The 18,433-nt window shown below is 71.8% G+C and carries 14 protein-coding genes; 8 read left to right on the plus strand and 6 right to left on the minus strand.

Going from position 1 to position 18,433, the window contains the following annotated elements; genetic code table 11:
- Positions 1 to 81: 81 nt before the first annotated feature.
- On the plus strand, positions 82 to 1,629 hold the full coding sequence (gene atpA / locus JYJ93_RS01160) for a F0F1 ATP synthase subunit alpha (RefSeq protein ID WP_206785908.1): 1,548 nt from the start codon (positions 82 to 84) through the stop codon (positions 1,627 to 1,629).
- A gap of 78 nt (positions 1,630 to 1,707) precedes the next feature.
- On the opposite strand, the gene JYJ93_RS01165 is transcribed toward atpA, so the two are convergent.
- Positions 1,708 to 2,556 (minus strand): HAD family hydrolase, encoded by an 849-nt coding sequence (locus tag JYJ93_RS01165; RefSeq protein WP_206785909.1) that lies wholly within the window; start codon positions 2,554 to 2,556, stop codon positions 1,708 to 1,710.
- 217 nt (positions 2,557 to 2,773) lie between these two features.
- Here JYJ93_RS01165 and JYJ93_RS01170 point away from each other — a divergent pair, with 217 nt between their 5' ends.
- The 4 genes from JYJ93_RS01170 to JYJ93_RS01185 all read left to right on the plus strand — a co-directional run bounded on the left by JYJ93_RS01170 (position 2,774) and on the right by JYJ93_RS01185 (position 8,253).
- Positions 2,774 to 5,356 carry a PAS domain-containing protein gene (locus JYJ93_RS01170; protein ID WP_206785910.1) on the plus strand — a complete coding sequence of 861 codons (2,583 nt, stop codon included), beginning with the start codon at positions 2,774 to 2,776 and terminating at the stop codon, positions 5,354 to 5,356.
- Positions 5,357 to 5,440: 84 nt separating this feature from the next.
- Positions 5,441 to 6,307 (plus strand): OmpA family protein, encoded by an 867-nt coding sequence (locus JYJ93_RS01175; protein ID WP_206785912.1) that lies wholly within the window; start codon positions 5,441 to 5,443, stop codon positions 6,305 to 6,307.
- An 81-nt stretch (positions 6,308 to 6,388) separates the two neighbouring features.
- A complete protein-coding gene (locus JYJ93_RS01180) occupies positions 6,389 to 7,255 on the plus strand; it encodes a hypothetical protein (protein ID WP_206785914.1) in 867 nt (288 codons plus the stop codon).
- Positions 7,256 to 7,419: 164 nt separating this feature from the next.
- Positions 7,420 to 8,253: a hypothetical protein gene (locus tag JYJ93_RS01185; RefSeq protein ID WP_206785916.1), complete on the plus strand. Its 834-nt coding sequence runs from the start codon at positions 7,420 to 7,422 to the stop codon at positions 8,251 to 8,253.
- Between the two features lie 83 nt (positions 8,254 to 8,336).
- On the opposite strand, the gene JYJ93_RS01190 is transcribed toward JYJ93_RS01185, so the two are convergent.
- The 3 genes from JYJ93_RS01190 to JYJ93_RS01200 all read right to left on the minus strand — a co-directional run bounded on the left by JYJ93_RS01190 (position 8,337) and on the right by JYJ93_RS01200 (position 10,229).
- Positions 8,337 to 9,026: an NTP transferase domain-containing protein gene (locus JYJ93_RS01190; protein ID WP_206785918.1), complete on the minus strand. Its 690-nt coding sequence runs from the start codon at positions 9,024 to 9,026 to the stop codon at positions 8,337 to 8,339.
- A gap of 228 nt (positions 9,027 to 9,254) precedes the next feature.
- Complete coding sequence (locus JYJ93_RS01195) at positions 9,255 to 9,563, minus strand: CBS domain-containing protein (protein ID WP_206786100.1); 309 nt, start codon at positions 9,561 to 9,563, stop codon at positions 9,255 to 9,257.
- Positions 9,564 to 9,692: 129 nt separating this feature from the next.
- Positions 9,693 to 10,229 carry a hypothetical protein gene (locus tag JYJ93_RS01200; protein ID WP_206785920.1) on the minus strand — a complete coding sequence of 179 codons (537 nt, stop codon included), beginning with the start codon at positions 10,227 to 10,229 and terminating at the stop codon, positions 9,693 to 9,695.
- Positions 10,230 to 10,428: 199 nt separating this feature from the next.
- On the opposite strand from JYJ93_RS01200, the gene JYJ93_RS01205 reads away from it, so the two are divergent.
- The 3 genes from JYJ93_RS01205 (at position 10,429) to JYJ93_RS01215 (ending at position 15,978) form a co-directional block, all read left to right on the plus strand.
- Complete coding sequence (locus tag JYJ93_RS01205; RefSeq protein ID WP_206785922.1) at positions 10,429 to 13,377, plus strand: hypothetical protein; 2,949 nt, start codon at positions 10,429 to 10,431, stop codon at positions 13,375 to 13,377.
- A gap of 31 nt (positions 13,378 to 13,408) precedes the next feature.
- Positions 13,409 to 14,599 carry an outer membrane protein transport protein gene (locus tag JYJ93_RS01210; RefSeq protein WP_206785924.1) on the plus strand — a complete coding sequence of 397 codons (1,191 nt, stop codon included), beginning with the start codon at positions 13,409 to 13,411 and terminating at the stop codon, positions 14,597 to 14,599.
- Positions 14,600 to 14,685: 86 nt separating this feature from the next.
- Positions 14,686 to 15,978 (plus strand): SEC-C domain-containing protein, encoded by a 1,293-nt coding sequence (locus JYJ93_RS01215; protein WP_206785926.1) that lies wholly within the window; start codon positions 14,686 to 14,688, stop codon positions 15,976 to 15,978.
- Between the two features lie 4 nt (positions 15,979 to 15,982).
- Here JYJ93_RS01215 and JYJ93_RS01220 read toward each other — a convergent pair whose 3' ends face one another.
- Positions 15,983 to 17,152, minus strand: coding sequence for a cyclic nucleotide-binding domain-containing protein (locus JYJ93_RS01220; RefSeq protein ID WP_206785928.1), 1,170 nt, complete (start codon positions 17,150 to 17,152; stop codon positions 15,983 to 15,985).
- An 81-nt stretch (positions 17,153 to 17,233) separates the two neighbouring features.
- Entirely contained in the window at positions 17,234 to 18,412 is a 1,179-nt protein-coding gene (locus JYJ93_RS01225) for a cyclic nucleotide-binding domain-containing protein (RefSeq protein WP_269012936.1), read from the minus strand.
- Positions 18,413 to 18,433: the final 21 nt, after the last annotated feature.

Genomic DNA, 18,433 nt, shown 5'->3' on the forward strand with positions numbered 1-18,433 from the left:
GGGCCACCCGGTACATCCAGTTTCGCGGCGGCCATCCCCGTTTCCTCAAGGCCGCCCCCTCCGCAAGGACGCTAGACGCCCATGGAAATCCGCGCCGACGAGATCAGCAAAATCATCCGGGAGCAGATCAAGGACTACGGCAAGAAGGTCACCGTCGCCGAGACCGGCACCGTGCTGACCGTGGGCGACGGTATCGCCCGCGTGTACGGCCTGGAGGGCGCGCTCGCCGGCGAGCTGGTGGAGTTCAACAACGGCGTGCAGGGCCTGGTCCTCAACCTGGAAGAGGACAACGTCGGCGTCGCCATCATGGGCGAGTTCAAGGACATCCGCGAGGGTGACGCCGTGAAGCGCACCGGGCAGATCGCCTCCGTGCCGGTGGGCAAGGGCCTGCTGGGCCGCGTGGTGAACGCGCTGGGCCAGCCGGTGGACGGCAAGGGCCCCGTCGAGGCCACCGAACACCGCCGCCTGGAGGTGAAGGCGCCCGGCATCGTGAAGCGCAAGTCCGTGCACGAGCCCCTGCAGACGGGCATCAAGGCGCTGGACGCGCTGGTGCCGGTGGGCCGCGGTCAGCGCGAGCTCATCATCGGTGACCGCCAGACGGGCAAGACGGCCGTCGCCATCGACGCCATCATCAACCAGAAGGGCCTGGGCGTTTACTGCATCTACGTCGCCATCGGGCAGAAGCAGTCCACCGTCGCGCAGGTGGTGGAGAAGCTGACCAAGCACGGCGCCATGGAGTACACGACGGTCGTCGCGGCGAACGCGTCCGACCCGGCGCCCATGCAGTACTTCGCGCCGTACGCGGGCGTCGCCATCGGCGAGTACTTCCGCGACAACAAGATGCACGGCCTCATCGTGTACGACGACCTCTCCAAGCAGGCCGTGGCGTACCGCCAGCTGTCCCTGCTCCTGCGCCGCCCGCCGGGCCGCGAGGCGTACCCGGGCGACGTGTTCTACATCCACAGCCGCCTGCTGGAGCGCGCCGCCAAGCTGTCCGACGAGGAGGGCGCGGGCTCCCTCACGGCGCTCCCCATCATCGAGACGCAGGCGGGTGACGTGTCCGCCTACATCCCGACGAACGTCATCTCCATCACCGACGGGCAGATCTTCCTGGAGACGGACCTGTTCTTCTCCGGCGTCCGCCCGGCCATCAACGTGGGCCTCTCCGTGTCGCGCGTGGGTTCCGCGGCGCAGATCAAGGCCATGAAGCAGGTCGCGGGCTCCATGAAGCTGGAGCTGGCGCAGTACCGCGAGCTGGCCGCCTTCGCCCAGTTCGGCTCCGACCTGGACAAGGCCACGCAGGAGACGCTGGCGCGCGGCGCCCGCATGGTGGAGCTGCTCAAGCAGGGCCAGTACGAGCCGCTCTCCGTCGAGCGTCAGGTCATCCAGATCTACGCCGCCACCAACAAGGACGACGCGGGCAAGCGCGGGTGGATCCGCAACGTGCCGGTGGGTGACGTGGTCCGCTGGATGAAGGAGATGCTGGAGTTCGTGGACAGCAAGTACCCGAACATTGTCTCCGACCTGGTCACCAAGCGCGAGCTGACCGCCGACATCAAGGCGAACATCAACAAGGCGCTCACGGAGTTCAACGACCTGTTCCAGGCGACCCCGGGCGCCAAGGTCTAGTCTTCGCGCCCCACGCGCGGTTGCGGTAACGACGGCCCCGCCCTCCCTTCACCGGGAGGCGGGGCTTTTCGTTTGCCTTCAGCGCAGCCGGGGCAGGATGGCGCGCAGGCTCTTGTCCGCGCTGCCCCGCGTGCCCAGGCGCTGCACGGCGGCGCGCTCGTAGGGCATCACGTTGGCGCGCTCCACCAGTTGCACGTGCGCGCCCAGCGCGGCGGGCATGGCCAGGTCCAGCTCGAAGATGTCGCCCGCGACGAGCGTGGACTCCGGGCCCGTGTGCGTGGCGTCCCAGATGCGCCTGAGCGCGGAGAAGTAGCGCCCGCGCTTGAGGTACACCGGCCGGCCCAGCACGCCGTCCAGGTGGAGCGCCTCCGGAAGCGCGTCGAAGCGCGCGTCCCTGGGCTCCGTGTCCTCCAGCTGGAACTTGCGCGCGTCGCCGAAGACCTTCAGCCGCTCGCGGCCCTTGGGGGCCAGCTTGTCCAGCTTCGCCTCCACCAGCTCCGTGTGCGCGTTGGTCACCACGGACACGGGCAGGCCCGTGGCGAGCAGCGCCTCCAGCACCTCCTTCGCCTCCGCCTTGAAGGCCGTGGCCGAGTGCCGGTACGCCTCGCGGTACAGCGTCTGCACCGTGTCCGTGCGCAGCGCCTCGTCGTCGCCCTTGCCAAAGCGCTTGAGCAGCCGGTGCGCGGTGCAGGTGGCCGTCAGGTAGGGGTCCGCGGTGGCCGGCGCCACGATGCGCCCCGCCACCTCCCAGCCGTACTGGTCCACGCCCTCATGCAGCGCGGCGACCTCCTCCGCCCACGCCTGGGACGCGTCCTGCCCCAGCACCCCGTACAGCGCGTCCTGGAAGTGCTTGAGGAAGGGCTCGCCCTCCGCCAGCACGTCCGTGAAGGTCCCATCGAAGTCCAGCACCACGCACGCGATTCCCATCCACCTGTCCTTGCAGCCCGGCCGCATGGAAGCGCGGCCGTGAACGAAAGCCCCGAATGACGCCCCGTTGGCCGCTCCGAATCAAGCCCCCTGCCCTGCCTCCGGGCGGAGTCGAGTGCCAACTCCCGGAAAGCCGGATGGAACCCGGGTCGGGTGGTCCCACGCCCCCCTCACCCCCACCGTAGAGCCTCCCGCGGGGGAGGGGGGCTCCGCGCCCATGTCCGAGCCGACTGGCACCTTTCTGGCGGAGTCCACACCCGTGCCGCAGGAGTGGCTGCGCACGGTGCTGCACCTCTTGCCGGTGGGCGTGGTCATCGTGGACACGGCGGGCCGCCTGCTCGCGGCCAACGCCGCCGCGAGCGCGCTGTGGGGCCAGGACGCGCTGGCGCGGATGCAGTTGGAGCACTTCGGCACCTTCGAGGCGTACTGGCCCGGCACGGGCCGGCGCCTGCGCGGCGAGGAGTGGGCCGTGGCGCGCACGCTGCGCACCCGGCAGACCGTCTCCAACGAGGAGGTGGACATCGTCGGGAAGGACGGCGCGCGCCGCACCATCCTCAACTCCTCGGCGCCGCTGTACTCGGCGGAGAGCGGGCTGGTGGGCGCGGTGAACATCAACGTGGACATCACCGAGCGCAAGGCCACCGAGCGCGCGGAGTTCTTCGTCAGCGAGGCGAGCCGGCTGCTCGCCGAGTCCCTGGACTGGGAGACCACGCTCAAGGCCGTGGCGCGGCTGGCCACGCTGGAGTGGGCGGACTACTGCATGGTGGACGTGCTGGGGCCGGACGGCGCGCTGCACCGGTTGGCGCTCAGCGCGAAGGACCCGCGCAAGCAGTCGCTGCTGGACCAGACGCTGCCCTTTCCGCCGGAGGCCGGCTCGGACACGCCGCTGGGCCGGGCGTTCGCGCGCGGCAAGCCCGTGCTCATCGCGGACATCACGCCCGACTGGTTGGATCAGGTCTCCCGCTCGAGCGAGCACCGCCAGTTGCTGGAGGCGCTGGCGCCGCGCTCGTCCATGCTGCTGCCTCTGGCGGTGGGGCGCCGGCGCTTCGGCATCATCAACCTGGTCTCCGCGTCGCCCGCGCGCCGCTACACGAAGCGGGAGCTGGGCTACGCCACGGAGTTCGCGCGCCGCGCCGCCCTGGCGGTGGAGAGCGCGCGGCTGTACCGAGAGGCCCGCGAGGCCCTGCGTGAGCGGGACGCGTCCGCGGCCATGCTGGAGTCCTTCTTCGCCGCGTCGCCGGTGGGCATGGGCTTCGTGAACCAGGACCTGCGCTACGTGCGGCTCAACAAGGTCATCGCGGAGAACAACGGCATCCCCCTGGAGAAGCACCTGGGCTTCACGCCTCGCGAGCTGATGGGCCCGGCGGGAGGCCCCATCGAGGACCTGCTGCGCCAGGTGCTGGAGTCGGAGGCGGCCGTGGTGGACGACCCGGTGGAGTACGTCGCCGGCCCGGAGCCGCGCACCTTCCTGGCCACGTACTTCCCCGTGCGCTCCGGCACGGACCTGCTGGGCGTGGGCGGGGTGGTGCGCGAAATCACCGAGCAGCGCCGCATGGAGACGCACCTGCGCTTCCTCACGGACGCCACCACCCGGCTGGCCACGTCCCTGGACTGGCGCACCACCGTGCGCAACGTGGCGGAGCTGGTGGTGGCGCAGATGGCGGACTACTGCCTGGTGGACATGCTGGGCGAGGACGGCCAGCACCTGGAGCGCGTGGAGCGCCGCGCCCGGAATGACAGGCTCCAGGCCCAGTTGGAGAAGTCCATGCCCTACGCGCCGCAACCCGGCGCCACCACCCTGCTGCGCAAGGTGCTGGAGACGGGGCGCTCGGAGCTGGTGGCGGAGGTGGACGAAACCGCCATGCGCGCCTTCTCCGTCAACGACGTGCACCGGGAGGTGCTGGAGGGGCTGAGCCCTCGCTCGGTGATGATCGTCCCGCTGATGGCGCGCGGGCGCACGCTGGGCATCGTGAGCGCGGCGACATGTTCCGCCACGCGGCGCTTCAGCACGCGGGACCTGTCACAGCTGGAGGACCTGGCCTGGCGCGCGGCGCTGGCCGTGGACAACGCGCGGCTGTACCGGCAGGCGGAGCAGGCCGTGGCCGCGCGCGACGAGTTCGTGGCGGTGGCGACGCACGAGCTGCGCACGCCCCTGTCCGCGCTGCACCTGCAGCTGTCGTCGCTGCAGCGCACGGTGGACAAGCTCGCGTCGGAGGAATCCGAGCGGCTGGGCCAGGGGCTGTCAGGGGCGCTGCGGCAGGCGGACCGGCTGACGCGGCTGGTGGCGCACCTGTTCGACGTGGCCCGGCTGGGCACGGGGCAGATGGCGCTGGAGCTGGGCGCGGTGGAGCTGTCCTCGCTGGTGCACGCGCTGGTGGCGCGGATGGAGGAGGCGCTGGCCACCGCGGGCTGCGTGGCGGTGGTGCACGCGGACCAGCCGGTGGTGGCGCTGGCGGACCGGCCGCGCGTGGAGCAGGTGCTGATGAACCTGCTCACCAACGCGATGAAGTACGCGCCGGGCCTGCCGGTGGAGCTGTACGTGGAGCGCGACGCGGAGAAGGCCATCATCGCCGTGCGCGACTGGGGCCCCGGCATCCCCCCGGAGGCGCGCGAGCGCGTCTTCGAGCGCTTCGCGCGCAACACCGGCGAGCACGCGAGAGCGAGCCTGGGCCTGGGCCTCTACATCTCCCGGCAGCTCGCCCGCGCGCACGGCGGCGACCTGCTCGTGGAGACGCCGCCGGAGGGCGGGCCCGGCTCGCGCTTCGTGCTGCACCTGCCCCGGTGGAAGAAACCGTCCTGAGCGGCCCCGGCTGAAGCAGGCGGGCACATGTCGCACGGCGCCACCTTGCCGCCCACACCCCGGGGGCCATTACCCTTCAGGGCCATGGACGACGCGCGGACGACAGCAGCGCTCGGACGCTGGCGGTGGCTGCCCTGGGGGCTGCTGGCCGTCGCGGTGGCGGTGGCCTCCACGGGCGCGTGGCTGGGCTCGCGCTCGCTCCACGCGCTGGAGACCCGGAGCGCGCAGTTGGAGCGCGAAGCCGCCGAGTCGGAGGCCCACGTCGCGCAGTTGCAGACGCTGCGGCAGGCCATGGAGCGGCGGCTGCGCGCGCTGGAGCGTGAGCAGCAGGCGCAGGAGTGGGGCGGCGCGGCGGCGGAGCTCCAGGCGAAGAGCGCGGAGGCGCAGCGCACGAAGCGCGAGGCGGCGCTCGAGACGCTGGGCAGGACGCTTCAGGACGCGCTCAAGGCGGGCGACGTGACCGTGGCGCTGGAGGACGACGCCCTGAGCGTGGAGGTGTCCGAGCGGCTCCTCTTCGCTCCCGCCACCACGTCGCTCACGCCGGAGGGCGCTGGCGTGTTGAAGCAGGCCGCGGCGGTGCTCCGGGGCCCGCTCGCGGACCACCGCGTGGCGGTGGAGGCCCACACCGATGAAGTCCTCCCCGCCGCGCCCGGCGCTCCGGCCACCACCGCGTGGGAGCTGTCCGCCGCGCGGGCCGTGGTGGTGGTGCGGCGGCTGGGTGAGCGCGAGGGGCTGGCTCCGGAGCGGCTGAGCGCCACGGGCCACGCCGCGTACCGGCCGCGGGTGCCCAACGACAGCCCGCCCCACCGCGCCAGCAACCGGCGCATCACGCTGCGGGTGTCCCCCACGCCGGTGACGCCGGAGAGCGCGGCCGTGGCGCGCACGGAGCCGCCGCCGCGGCCCATGAAGCGCCAGGCGAAGGCCAAGGCGAAGAAGACGGCGCAGCGCTGACGCACGCGCAGGTGAATAGAACGCCTGGCGGTCCGTCCAGGGGTGCAGGGGGTTTCACCCCGCCCCGCCTCGGAGCCTCCCGTGTCCGCCTTCCGCCCCGCGCTGTGCGCCACCTTCGCCGCCGGCCTGCTCCTGGCCGCGTCTCCCGCGGAGGCCCGCTTCGGCAAGAAGTCCCCGGACACGTCCGAGAACAAGAAGGACGACGCGAAGCGCGACGACGACCGAAGCTCGAAGGTGCACGCCGCCACGCCCATCCGCTCCAGCTCGCGGAGCGAATCCCGCTCCTACCGCTCGCCCCCGCGCGAGCGGCCCTCGTACTCCGCCCACCTCTACGGTGACGCCATCGTGGCGGCCGCGGAGGTGCTGGCCGTCGTCGCGGAGACCTCCGACCCGGGGCCCTCCATGGCCGTCCGCGAGCAGCGCGCGGTCCAGCCGCTCAACCTGCGCGTGGGCCTCAACGCGGGCGCCATGGGCGGCGGCGTCGCCGGGGACGCGTTCCTGGGCATCGAGGGCGAGGCGCTGGGCATCGCCGTGCAGGGCACGCAGCTGGTGCTGCCCACCGACGACGGCTCGCCCGGCACGGACGACCTCCGCCTGGCGACGATGCACCTCACCTGGGCGCCCGTGTCCACGGAGCGCGTGCGCTGGCGGCTGGAGGGCGGCCTCTCCACCGCCCACGCGCCGGACGTCTTCTTCGTGGGCCCCAGCCTCGCCACGTCCCTGGAGGTCTGCGTGGCGGGCCCGCTGGACCTGGAGGCGCGCGTGCAGGGCACCGCCGGCACCTACCGGCAGCTGGACGCGAGCGCCGGCCTAGCGCTGCACCTGGGCGCCCTCAACGTGCGCGGCGGCGTGCGCGGCCTCGTTCTGGACGACGCGGGCCAGGTGGACGGCATCCAGCACATCGACAGCTTCGTGGGCCCCTACGCGGGCGTCGGCCTGGCCTTCTGAAGCCCCCGCATGTCCGGGGGTGCACATGCGCCCTTCCGGACAGCGGCCCCCGTCCCCGGGGCCCTGGTTCCACCGGGGGTGATGAGGGTTGAATATTCCGGGCGAGCAGGCGTCCACATGCCGCGGCCCATCCCGTGGGCCCATGAAGAAGAGGAGGGGTCGCCGTGGGCTTCTGGAAGACGCTGTGTGCCGCGCTCGCTGTCGCTGTCCTGCTGGGGTCCGCCCCCGCCGAGGCCCGCTTCGGCAAGCGCTCCAAGCCGAACACCTCCGACGCCAAGGACTCCGACGACAAGGACGGCAAGCACGAGCACCGCGCCACGCCGGTGGGCCGCGCCTCGGACGCGCCGGTGCGCTCCAGCGTGCGCTCGTCCGGCGTGGGCCTCGGCTGGTTCGACGTCCTCTTCATCTCGGGCCCGGCCAGCTACCACCGCCGCGCTCGCGCGGAGGCGCCCCGCGGCCAGCGCGCGCCCCGGCCCGCGCCGCTCGTGCACCTGAACCTCCAGGGCAACAGCTTTGGCGACGTGGGCGGCGCGCTGGACCTCTTCATGGCCCTGGACGGCCAGCGCTGGGGCATGGACGCGCGCGTGAGCGGCATCGCCCTGGAGGCGGATGACGGCTCGCCGGACACGGACCGGCTGACGCTGCTGGACGCGCACCTCACCATCTCGCCCTGGTCCACCGAGCGCGGCCGCTTCCGCATGGAGGCCGGCATCGCCAGCGCGCACGCGCCGGACGCCATCTTCGTGGGCCCCAGCTTCGCCGCGTCGCTGGAGGCGTGCATCGGCCCGTCGCCCTTCGACGTGGAGGCGCGCATCCAGGTGGTGCCCTTCCCGCACCGCCAGGTGGACATGCAGGCCGGCCTGGCGCTGCACCTGGGCGCCCTCAACCTGCGCGGCGGCTGGCGCACGCTGTACCTCAGCGACGGCGGCCACCTGGACGGCGTGGTGCACGCGGACAGCTTCACCGGCCCCTACCTGGGCCTGGGCCTGTCGTTCTGAGGAACCGAAGGCCTGGAAGCCTGAAGTAAAAACTCCCGGGGTTGCCGCGCACCGTGCGGGCCCCGGGAGTCTTCGCGCCGGGGCTACTCCTCCGACGACGCCGCGTAGGACGCCGGGGTGGTCTCCGCCCCGGAGCCGTTGGACGCGCCCGCGCGCTTCATGCGCCGCTTGGGCGGCGGGGCCAGCTTGGGCTCCATGCTGAAGACGCGCCCGTAGATTTCAGGCGTGTTGATGTTCACGATGACGCCGGGGTCCTTCACGTTCAGGCGGCGCGGGTTGATGACCTTGAGCGCCGCCTCCAGGTCCTCGCCCTCGGCCTCCAGGAGCTTGCGCGCCGCGCCCTTGGACAGCACCACCGGCCAGCCCGTGGCGTTGTCGTACTCCGGCCTGAGCGCCATGACGCCGTCGGAGCCGCCGCGCTCCATGTCCTTGAGCATGGACTTCACGGTGGTGACCCGCAGCGCGGGCATGTCCACCGGATGCAGCAGCACCACGTCCGCGTCCTCGGCCATGGCCGCCTCCAACCCGGCCTTCACCGACGAGAGCAGGCTGCGCTCCCAGTTCGGATTCGTCACCAGCTCCAGGCTCGGGTGCTGCTCGCGCACCGCGGCCTCGTCGCTGCCCACCACACCCAGCACCCCGCACCCCGCCTTTCCGAAGGTGGACGCCAGCGACTGGAGGAAGCTCTTGCCCCCTTCATGCTCGATGAGCGCCTTGGGGTGGGACATCCGCCGGGCCTTGCCCGCCGCAAGGATGATCGCCACTGCCTTCATGACCCGCCTCCTCGCCCTCGACGAAAAGCCGGGGGCACCGCCAACAGGCTGTTGACCTCCTTCCGGGATTGCAGCCCGCCCGCCAGTACGAGTCGTCAGACAGCCGCCAGTCACACGAGGAGGTGTTCGCTGCCAGCCCTTTGGGCAAGGCCGGGTGTCCACCAGCGCTCAGACGGGTGGGCCCCAGGGCTTCCCCTCCCCCGCGCCGGATGGGCACCCGCGGGCCTTTCAGTGCAGCCAGCCGCTGGAGGCCGCCAGCCGCAGCGGGGCGGCCGTCTCCACGGTCGTTTCTTCCGGCACCGCCAGCGCCTTCACGGTCAGAATTTCAGCCAGCCGGGCCAGCGGGCGGCGGCGGGCCACGCGGTGCAGTTCGTCCTCCGTCACCTCGCCCAACAGGTCGCCCCCACGCCCCTCCACCACCGGCAGCACGTGCACGCCGTGGCGGTACATCTGCTGGAGCGCTCCCAGGACGGTGTCCTCCGGGAACAGGGTGATGGCGCGGGAGACGAGGTTCTGGAACTCAGGGCTGCGGCACATCGACACGTGAGGCCTCCGGTGCTCGGCGTTCGGGCGCCGTGTGCCGGGAGGCCTTAGCAATCCGCTTGCCGACGTCCCGCGAAGGGGCCCGGAGCTTCTCCAGGGCCCCCGCGGATCCGCCTGCCCGCCCTACTTCTTGGGCGCGGGCTTCACGGACTCCACCATCTTGCGGAAGCCCTTCTCCGCGCCGCTCACCGTCTTCTCCGGCCCGGTGAGCTTGTAGAAGAGGGCGCCCTCCGGCCCCTCCACGATGGCGCCGCGCAGCTTGAAGTGCGGCTTGGGCGTGGAGGGCCCCATCATGGGACCGCCGCCCGCGTACGTGCCCTTCACCTCCACCGTGGTGACGGGCAGCCCGTTCACCTTCTCCTGCTTCGTCTTCGCGTCCTTGTCCTCCAGGGGCTTGCCGTCGGGCTTCTGGAACTGCGCCACCCAGCGCTTCACGTTCGCGTCCACCGCGCCGCCCTGCCCCTGCCCGAAGTAGAAGACAGCCAGTTCCGCGTCTTCCGCGTCTCCCTTCGCGGCGGGCACCTTGTACGTCGCGGCGCGCATCGGACGGGGAGGCTGGGCGGCCCACTCCGGCGGCGCGCTCCACGTCAGCCCTCCGGCCTCCTCCGCGCTCGCGCTCATCGCCACGGTCATCGCCAACACAGTCAGCAGTCGTTTCATGGACGGCAGCGTATCCGCGTTCCTCCGCGCGTCACGCCCTCGCGACCGCGCACGCCGCGTGAGACGTCCACTCACGTGCACGCGCGGGCCCCATGCCTGACTCGGCGCGTCAATCCCTCTCACTTTGTGACCGGGGGACGGCGTGCTACTCACTGCATTGTTTCCAGCAGTTCACCTTGGGCTGGAGGGGATTCCCACCATGAAGAAACAGTTGTTCCTCGGGGCCATGGCCCTGGGAGCCGTCGCCTGCACGCCGGAGATTGCGCAGGACGCTCCGAACCTGAACGTCGGCCTCGCGGAGTTCGACCCTTCGGCGTCTCCCGCCGTGGTCCCCTCCCCCAACGACCTGGCCATCATCACCATCGACCCGCAGACGAAGCGGGTGAACGCGCCCATCAACCCGGCGGCGTCCGCGGCGGAGCAGGAGTTCACGCGCGACTACCTGAACTCGCTCAACGGCTTCCCCACGTCCGCCATCGCGAACACCAAGATCAAGGACCTTGATCCGCGCACGGTGAGCCCGAAGACGGTCATCTTCATCGACATGTACGCGGGCACGCCGCTGGCGACGAAGCCGGTGACGCCGACGCTCGCGTACAACGAGGACACGGACCTCCTCAACATCATCCCCCCGGTGGATCCGAACACGGGCCTGCCGGCGTGGCCGAAGGGCTCGCGCTACGCGGTGGCGCTGGTCGGCGGTGAGAACGGCCTGAAGACGAACTCGGGCCAGTCCATCATCGGTTCGGCCACGTGGGCCTTCATCAACTCCGACAAGTCGCTGGTCACCTGCGAGGACCTGACCTCGCCGGACTGCGGCCCGGCCACGGAGCTCATCCCCTCCACGGAGACGGATCCGGCCAAGCGCCTGGCGGACCAGACCGCCAAGTCCCTGCAGCTGGAGCAGCTGCGCCTGGGCTACAAGCAGGTCTTCGACAAGGCCCTGGCGCCGCAGGGGTTCAAGCGTGAGGACATCGTCCTCATCTGGACCTTCAGCATCGTCGACCAGCCGGAGGCCACCATCAACCTGGCGGGCAACGCGCGCGTCCCCACCATCATCCCCTTCCCCAACGACCTGCTGCGCGTGCCGGCCACGGCCACCGCGGCGGCGCACCTGAACTTCCCCGTCCCCACGACGCCGGGCCTGCAGCAGGACCTGTTCACGGGCCTGAACACGCTGGACGGCTTCTCCACCACGGGCGCGCTCGTGTCGGAGAACGGCGACGCGCAGGGCGTGCTGGACGGCACCCAGTTCCGCGAGGCGGCGGACGGTCCGGCCCCCCGCGTGGACAAGGACTCGCTGGCCGCGGGCGTGAAGTTCTTCAAGCTGTCCAACCTGGACAAGGGCACCCAGCCGGACGTGGTGCCCTGCCTGGTGGAGAAGACCGGTGACTGCGGCACCAGCGTGGGCACGGCGGGCATCGTCGACGTCCCGCAGCAGCTGCAGATCGTCCCGAAGGCGCCGCTGGATGGCGCCACCCAGTACGGCGCGGTGCTGACCACGGACCTGAAGGACACCCGTGGCCGCAACGTCGCTCCGGCCACGGCCTTCGCGCTGCTGCGCCTGGCCAACCCGGTGTTCGTCAACGGCAAGAGCACCATCTCCTCCGTGCCGAACGAGCTGGCGCAGGTGCTGGAGCCGGTGCGCGCGGCCCACAAGCCGTTCTTCGACGCGCTGGCCAAGGCCGGCCTGCCGCGCTCCAAGGTCGCGCTGGGCTGGGCGTTCACCACCCAGAGCACCACGTCCATCCTGCAGCAGCTCTACACGCTGCCGGGCGGCGTGTACGGGACGCCCACGGCGCCCACGTCCATCTTCCCCATCACGTCGCAGGTGAAGTCCGCGATGGCCGGTGCCGGCTTCGCGTCCACCAACGTCGGCGCGGTCTACGAGGTGCGGGCCAACACGCCGTGGCTGCTCACGGGCCCCTTCGGCACGCTGAACCCCACCGAGCCCCGTCCCACGCGCTACCCGTTCATGCTGTTCACCCCCGCCACCGAGGCGCCCACGGGCGGCTGGCCGGTGGTGGTGTTCGGCCACGGCCTGACCAGCAACCGCACCGCGGTGCTCGGCGTGGCCAACAAGCTGACCGGCGCGGGCTACGCGGTCGCCGCGATGGACGCCGTCTACCACGGTGAGCGCACCAGCTGCGTGGGCGCCGCCGCGGTGCTCCCCACGCCGAACCCGGTGGGCGATGACGCCGCGTGCGCCAACCCCCAGACCCAGCGCTGTGAGAACAACCCGGCCAGCCTGTCCTACGGCCGCTGCGTGGCGCGCACGGAAGCCGCCCGCGCGGACTGCAGCGCCGAGTCGCTGCCGCAGGGCGTGCCCAACGGCCAGGTGTACTGCTCCAACATCGCCAACCAGGGCCAGTGCATGGCGGACAACAAGTGCGAGGGCGGCGACTTCCTGCGCAACGCCCAGGGCGTCCCGGCCATCTCCGGCTGGAACTTCCTGAACCTGGGCAACCTGTTCACCACGCGCGACAACTTCCGCCACCACGTGGTGGACTTCAGCCAGTTCCTGCGCGTGCTGGGCAGCAAGGAACTGTCCGACGCCGTGGGCGGCCTGAACGCGGCCCAGGTGGACTACCTGGGCCAGAGCCTCGGCGGCATCATGGGCACCATGTCCACCGCGGTGTCCCCGCGCGTGCACCGCTCGGTGCTCAACGTGGCCGGTGGCAACCTGGCCGGCGTGCTGCTGACCGCGCCCGCCTTCGAGGCGCAGCGCACCGCGTTCCTGGGCTCGCTCGCCGCCGCGGGCGTGAACCCGGGCTCCCCGACGTTCGACACGTTCATCAGCCTAGCGAACACCATCCTGGACCCGGCGGACGCGCGCAACTACGCGTACCTGCTGGACAACAACCCGGCCGCCGGTGAGGACCCCGCCGTGCACCGCACGTTCATCCAGTACATCGAGGGCGACCAGGTCATCCCGAACGCGAACACGCAGGCGCTCATCAACGCGGCCAACCGCGCGGACGCGCCGCGCACGGTGGCGACGTACATGTTCCCGGAGGCCGTCATCGGCGCCATCCCGCCCGCTGGCCGCCACGCGTTCCTCAACAACCCGCAGATCCCCGAGTCCGTGCGCAACGCGGCCCAGGACCAGCTCATCGGCTTCCTGAAGACCGGCGCCGTCGCGCAGTAACGGCAACCACTGAGAGAGGAATCAAACACCCATGAAAAAGACACTCTCCCTCGTGGCGATTCTGGCGGCCGGTACCAGCCAGGCCGCGGGCTTCCAGGTCGACACCCACAGCGCTCGCGCCACCGGCACGGGCGGCGCGGCCACGGCATGGCTGGAGGACTCGTCCTCCATCTATTACAACGTGGCGAACATGGTCGGCGTGAAGACGCTGGACATCACGCTGGGCGACACGGGAATCCTCCCCAGCATCACGTTCCAGCGGCCGGGCATGGAGGCGGAAGGGCAGCGCACCACGCTGTCTCCTCCTCCGCACCTGTTCATCGTCTACAAGCCGTTCGAGAAGGCCGCGTTCGGCGTGGGCGTGTTCACGCCGTACGGCGCGCGCAGCCGCTGGGAGGAGGGCTTCAGCGGCCGCTTCCGCGGCTACGAGTCCTCGCTGGCGACGTACTACATCAACCCGTCGTTCGCGTATGAGCTGCACCCGCGCTTCCGCTTCGGCGCGGGTCTGGACATCGCGCGGGCCACCATCGAGCTGACGCGTGGCCTGGACTTCGTGAACAGCGAAGGCTCCATCCACCTGGGTGGCGCGGACTGGGGCTCCGGCTTCAACATCGGCGTGCAGGCCAAGGTGCTGGACAACCTGGACATGGGCCTGCACTACCGCAGCGCCATCGACATCGCGTTCCAGGGCCAGGCGGACTTCCAGAACATCCCGGTGGAGTTCCAGAGCCGGCTGACGGACCAGAAGGCGCACGCGGACGTCGTCCTGCCGTCCACCGTGACGGCGGGCCTGGCGTACCGGCCGCTGGACAACTTGCTGCTGGCGTTCGACGCGAGCTGGGTGGACTGGTCCTCCTTCGCGGAGCTGGCCATCCGCTTCGAGAACCCTGAAATCGACAACCCCATCCCCAAGCGCTGGCGTGCGAAGTGGAAGTACTCGCTGGGCGGTGAGTACGGCGTGACGGACGCGCTGCAGGTGCGCCTGGGCCTGACGTACGACCCGACCCCCAGCCCCAACAGCACGCTGACGCCGGACCTCCCGGACGCCAACCGCTTCAAGGTGTCCGCGGGCGTGGGCTACCAGTTCAAGCCGTTCCGCGCGGACCTGGGCTACCAGTTCGTCGCGCTGGCGGACAAGGAGAGCACGGCCCCGGGCATGCCGGGCACGTACTCCGGCAACGCGCACGTGCTGGGCCTGACGCTGGGCTTCAACCTCCAGTAACCGGCTGAGCATTTCCTGAAGCACCGGGGCGCCCGGCTCCTTCCGTTCATGGAAGGGCCGGGCGCTTTCGCTTACGGTGCCGGGCCGTGAGCCCTTCCAAGCCCGGCCGCAACGACCCGTGCCCCTGTGGCAGCGGGAAGAAGTACAAGGCCTGTCATGCCGCCGAGGACCGCGCGAAAGCCGCGCCGCCTCCCACCGCCGCCCCCGCCCACCCGCTGAAGCAGGACCTGGAGGCGGCCATGTCGCTCCTGGGCGACGCGGACGTGTCCCGCCTGTCCCAGGCGCTGGAGCACCTGGGCGTGCTGCTCCAGGCCGCGGGGCCCCAGCCGGGCCTGCGCTATGACGACAAGGCCTTCAGCGACCACGTGGGCCAGGCGCTCGCGAAGCTGGCCGCGCAAGAAGGCCTGGACGCGATGCAGGCGCGCAACGCCTTGCGCGTGGGCGTGGTGCGGGAGCTGGGCACGCGCGGCTTCCAGGAGAAGCTGGGCGCGGGGCTGCTCGCGCAGGCGGCGAAGAGCGGCCGCACGCCGGAGGAGCGGCGCGCGCTGTGCGTGGGCGCACTCCTGGCCACGGCGGCGAAGAAGACGGGCAAGGTGCGGCCGGAGGACAACCCCGTGCTGGACGTCGTCTTCGACGTGCAGTTCCGCGAGTGGAGCCAGAAGCACGCGGAGGTGGTGCGCAAGTACGAGTCCCTGGTCGCGGACATGGAGCCGGAGGCCCTCACGCCCGAGGCGTCCGAGGCGCTGCGCAAGGCGGAGGCCGGCGAGCTGGACGCGCTGGTGAAGCACGTGCAGGCGGACCCCGCGCTGGTGGAGCGCATCTCGCGCGAGGCGAAGGAGCGCGCGCAGCGGGTGGAGACGAAGCTGCGCGACCCGGCCACGCCGTCCGTCTTCTCCCCGGAGGAGGAGCTGTGGCTCACCGTCGTGCTGTGGGAGCCCTTGCGCGCGATGAAGTCCCAGCCCAAGGACCCGGAAGGCCGGCGGCAGGTCATCTCCGCGCTCTTGAAGGCCGTGAAGGGCGCGGTGGACGCGGACTTCCTCGAAGGCATGCTGGAGCGGCTGCGCGAGGGAGCGAAGGACCCGGCGGCGGACGAGCCCACGCGCGAGTGGCTCACCGACGCGGCCATCGCCTTCGAGGCCGAGCCCGCGCGGCTGGTGCTGGCGGCGCTGCTCACCGCGCGGCAGGAGGCGAAGGGGCGCAGCGCGGAGGAGATGGTGGCGCTCGCGGACCTGAAGGCCCTGCCCGCGTGGACGCCGGAGCAGTTGGAGCCCTACCGGCAGCTCTTGGAGAAGGAGGGCCGCGCGTCCGGCGCGGACCGCCTCCGCCGCGCGCAGGACTGGCTGCGCGAGCACCCCGTGCGGCTGGACGCGGAGGCCTGAAGTTTCAGACGAAGAGCGCCTTCGCGGTCTGCTGGAGGCGCTCCGTGCCCATGCGCATGAGCTGGCCCTTGAGGCCGGGCTGGCTCACGACGTGCCGCTCGAAGGCGGCGCGCTCCAGGCGCAGCACCACGCACGGCGTCTTCGTGCGCACCGTCGCGGACACGGGCTTGTCCAACAGCAGGGAGATTTCCCCGAACACGTCGCCTTCGCGCAGCTCCGGCAACAGCAGGATGCGGCCCGGCTGCTCCAGCGACAGCTGACACTGGCCGCGCAGGAGCAGGTAGAAGGCGTCCCCCGGCTGCCCCTGCGTGAGGAGCACCTGACCCGCGGGCACGGCGCGCAGGTCGAACTCGCGCGACATCGCCTGCTTCAGCGCGGGCGGCAGGTTGGTGAACAGGGGGCTCGTGCGCAGCAGGTTGTCCACCAGCCGGCGCTGGTAGAAGGCGTGCACGGCCGCGTCCACCTCCGGGTGCGCCGCGCTGACGCGGGCCAGGGACTGGCGCTTGAACTCCAGCAGCACGGAGCGCTCCCGCACCTCCACGCTGGCCAGCCTGGGCCCCTCGGACACCAGCGCCACCTCGCCAAAGAAGTCGCCCGGCCCCAACGTGGCCACGACCTGGCGCGCGTTGCCCTCCACCTTGCGCGTCACCTCCGCGCGCCCCTCCACCAGCGCGAACATGGAGTCGCCCGGCTGCCCCTCCTCCACCACGCGCTGGCCCGGCCAGAAGGCGCGCACCTCCAGCGCCTCCACCAGCGCCACGAAGGCGTCTCGCCCCACGCCGGACAGGACGGGCACGCCCGGGTCCTTGCCGTCGGGCACCCAGGCGAAGGTGGGGGCCAGCGCGCCGGGCGGCAGGGCGAAGCGCTCCGCCAGCGTGCGCACCGTCCTGGGACGCGCGCCCCGCAGGCCTCGCGACAGCACCGCGGCGGCCACCGCGCGCAGGAGCCCTCCCGCGCGGGTCCAGGCGAGCGCCGCGTCGTCGTAGGCGTGGGCGGCCTCCGGGGTGCGCTCCAGCCACTCGAGCAGCTCCGCGACGCGCTGGTGGACCTCCGCGTCCTCCGGCTCCGCGCGCAGGGCCTCCTGGTAGCTGGCCAGCGCCGCTTCCAGCTTGCCCTCGGCGGCGAGCGTCGCCGCATGGGCCTTCAGGGACCGCGCGTGTGGGGAGTCCGCCATGCGCGCTCTGTAACCCAGCCGCGCGGCGCACGCATCCGTTCGGCGGTCCCGGCGGGGTGTCCCTTGTCACACCCCCGACCTTCAGCTGCTCAAGTCCCGCACGCGCTCCGCCAGGCTCTGGGTGAAGAGGCGGTAGATGCGCAGGGCCGCGGCCTCGTGCGTCTCCAGGAAGTATTGGAAGTCCGTCCGCGTGACGCGCAGGGCGCGCACCACCGTGTGCGCGCGCACGTGCGCGGACACCGGCCCGTCCAGGATGAGGGAGATTTCGCCCAGGAACGCGCCCGGCCCCAGCATGTTGAGCTGGCGCGCGTCCCGGCCCGGGCCGGTGGACACGCTCACCATGCCCTCCAGCAGCACCACCAGCCCCATCCCCTTCGCGCCCTTCTCCAGCACCGTCGTCCCCGCCGGCACCAGCACGGGCCTGGCCAGGCGGTAGAGGTCGCGCATGTCCTCCAAAGACAGACCATCGAAGATGGGAATGGCTTTCAGATAGCCATAGCCATCCACCACCGGCGGCGCCTTCTCCGCCGCCACCGAGCCCTCCGGCGCCGACGCGAGCCCCAACTGCTGGAGCAGCCGCGCCTGCTCCGCCTGGAGCAGGAGCAGCCCCGCCCCCGACGCGTGCTTGATGCCGTCCGCCAGGAGCACCAGCGCGCGCCACGTGGCGCCCTCCGCGTCCAGCAGCTCACACATGCGCAGCACGGCCTCCGGCCGCTGCGCGTCGTCCGAGGGCACCGCGCGCAGCATCTCCAACTCCGCGTGCGCGTTGCCCAGCACCCGGAACACCTGCGCCGCCTCCATGGGCCGGTGCATGCGGCCCAAGAGGTGCGCCAGCGACTCGCGCGCGCCCAGCGCCTGGTACAGCGACAGCGCCTGCTCCAGCGAACCGGCCCGCTCGAAGGCCGCCGCCGCGCGGGCCTGCTCCCCCACCCTCAGCCACGCCTCCGCCGCCAGCAGCGGCGCTCCCGCCTGTTCGTACAGCGGCGCCGCGCCCCCGTCGTCTCCATCCGCCTCCAGCAGCCGCGCCGCGCCCGCGAAGTCGCGCGCCTGCCGCAGCACCTCCACCAGCCGGGCGCGCGTGTCCGCGGGCACCGCCAGCGCCTCCTCCAGGACCCGCTCGCGCTGCCCCGCGCCCATCGCCTCGTAGGCCCGCACCGCGTCCTCCACCGCGCCCTTCAACACCCGCGCCCACACGCCCCGCGTCACGCTGGAGCCAGGACCCACGGCCACGTCACCCACGTTCGAATCGCTTGGAGCCACGGCCCTGTCGTTCCTCCCGGA

The sequence above is a fragment of the Corallococcus sp. NCSPR001 genome (assembly GCF_017309135.1).
Classification (GTDB): Bacteria; Myxococcota; Myxococcia; order Myxococcales; family Myxococcaceae; genus Corallococcus.

Coding starts and splice junctions, on each gene's coding strand:
- atpA (WP_206785908.1), top strand. CDS start 82: ATGGAAATCCGCGCCGACGAGATCAGCAAAATCATCCGGGAGCAGATC.
- JYJ93_RS01165 (WP_206785909.1), bottom strand. CDS start 2,556: ATGGGAATCGCGTGCGTGGTGCTGGACTTCGATGGGACCTTCACGGAC.
- JYJ93_RS01170 (WP_206785910.1), top strand. CDS start 2,774: ATGTCCGAGCCGACTGGCACCTTTCTGGCGGAGTCCACACCCGTGCCG.
- JYJ93_RS01175 (WP_206785912.1), top strand. CDS start 5,441: ATGGACGACGCGCGGACGACAGCAGCGCTCGGACGCTGGCGGTGGCTG.
- JYJ93_RS01190 (WP_206785918.1), bottom strand. CDS start 9,026: ATGAAGGCAGTGGCGATCATCCTTGCGGCGGGCAAGGCCCGGCGGATG.
- JYJ93_RS01195 (WP_206786100.1), bottom strand. CDS start 9,563: ATGTGCCGCAGCCCTGAGTTCCAGAACCTCGTCTCCCGCGCCATCACC.
- JYJ93_RS01200 (WP_206785920.1), bottom strand. CDS start 10,229: ATGAAACGACTGCTGACTGTGTTGGCGATGACCGTGGCGATGAGCGCG.
- JYJ93_RS01205 (WP_206785922.1), top strand. CDS start 10,429: ATGAAGAAACAGTTGTTCCTCGGGGCCATGGCCCTGGGAGCCGTCGCC.
- JYJ93_RS01210 (WP_206785924.1), top strand. CDS start 13,409: ATGAAAAAGACACTCTCCCTCGTGGCGATTCTGGCGGCCGGTACCAGC.
- JYJ93_RS01220 (WP_206785928.1), bottom strand. CDS start 17,152: ATGGCGGACTCCCCACACGCGCGGTCCCTGAAGGCCCATGCGGCGACG.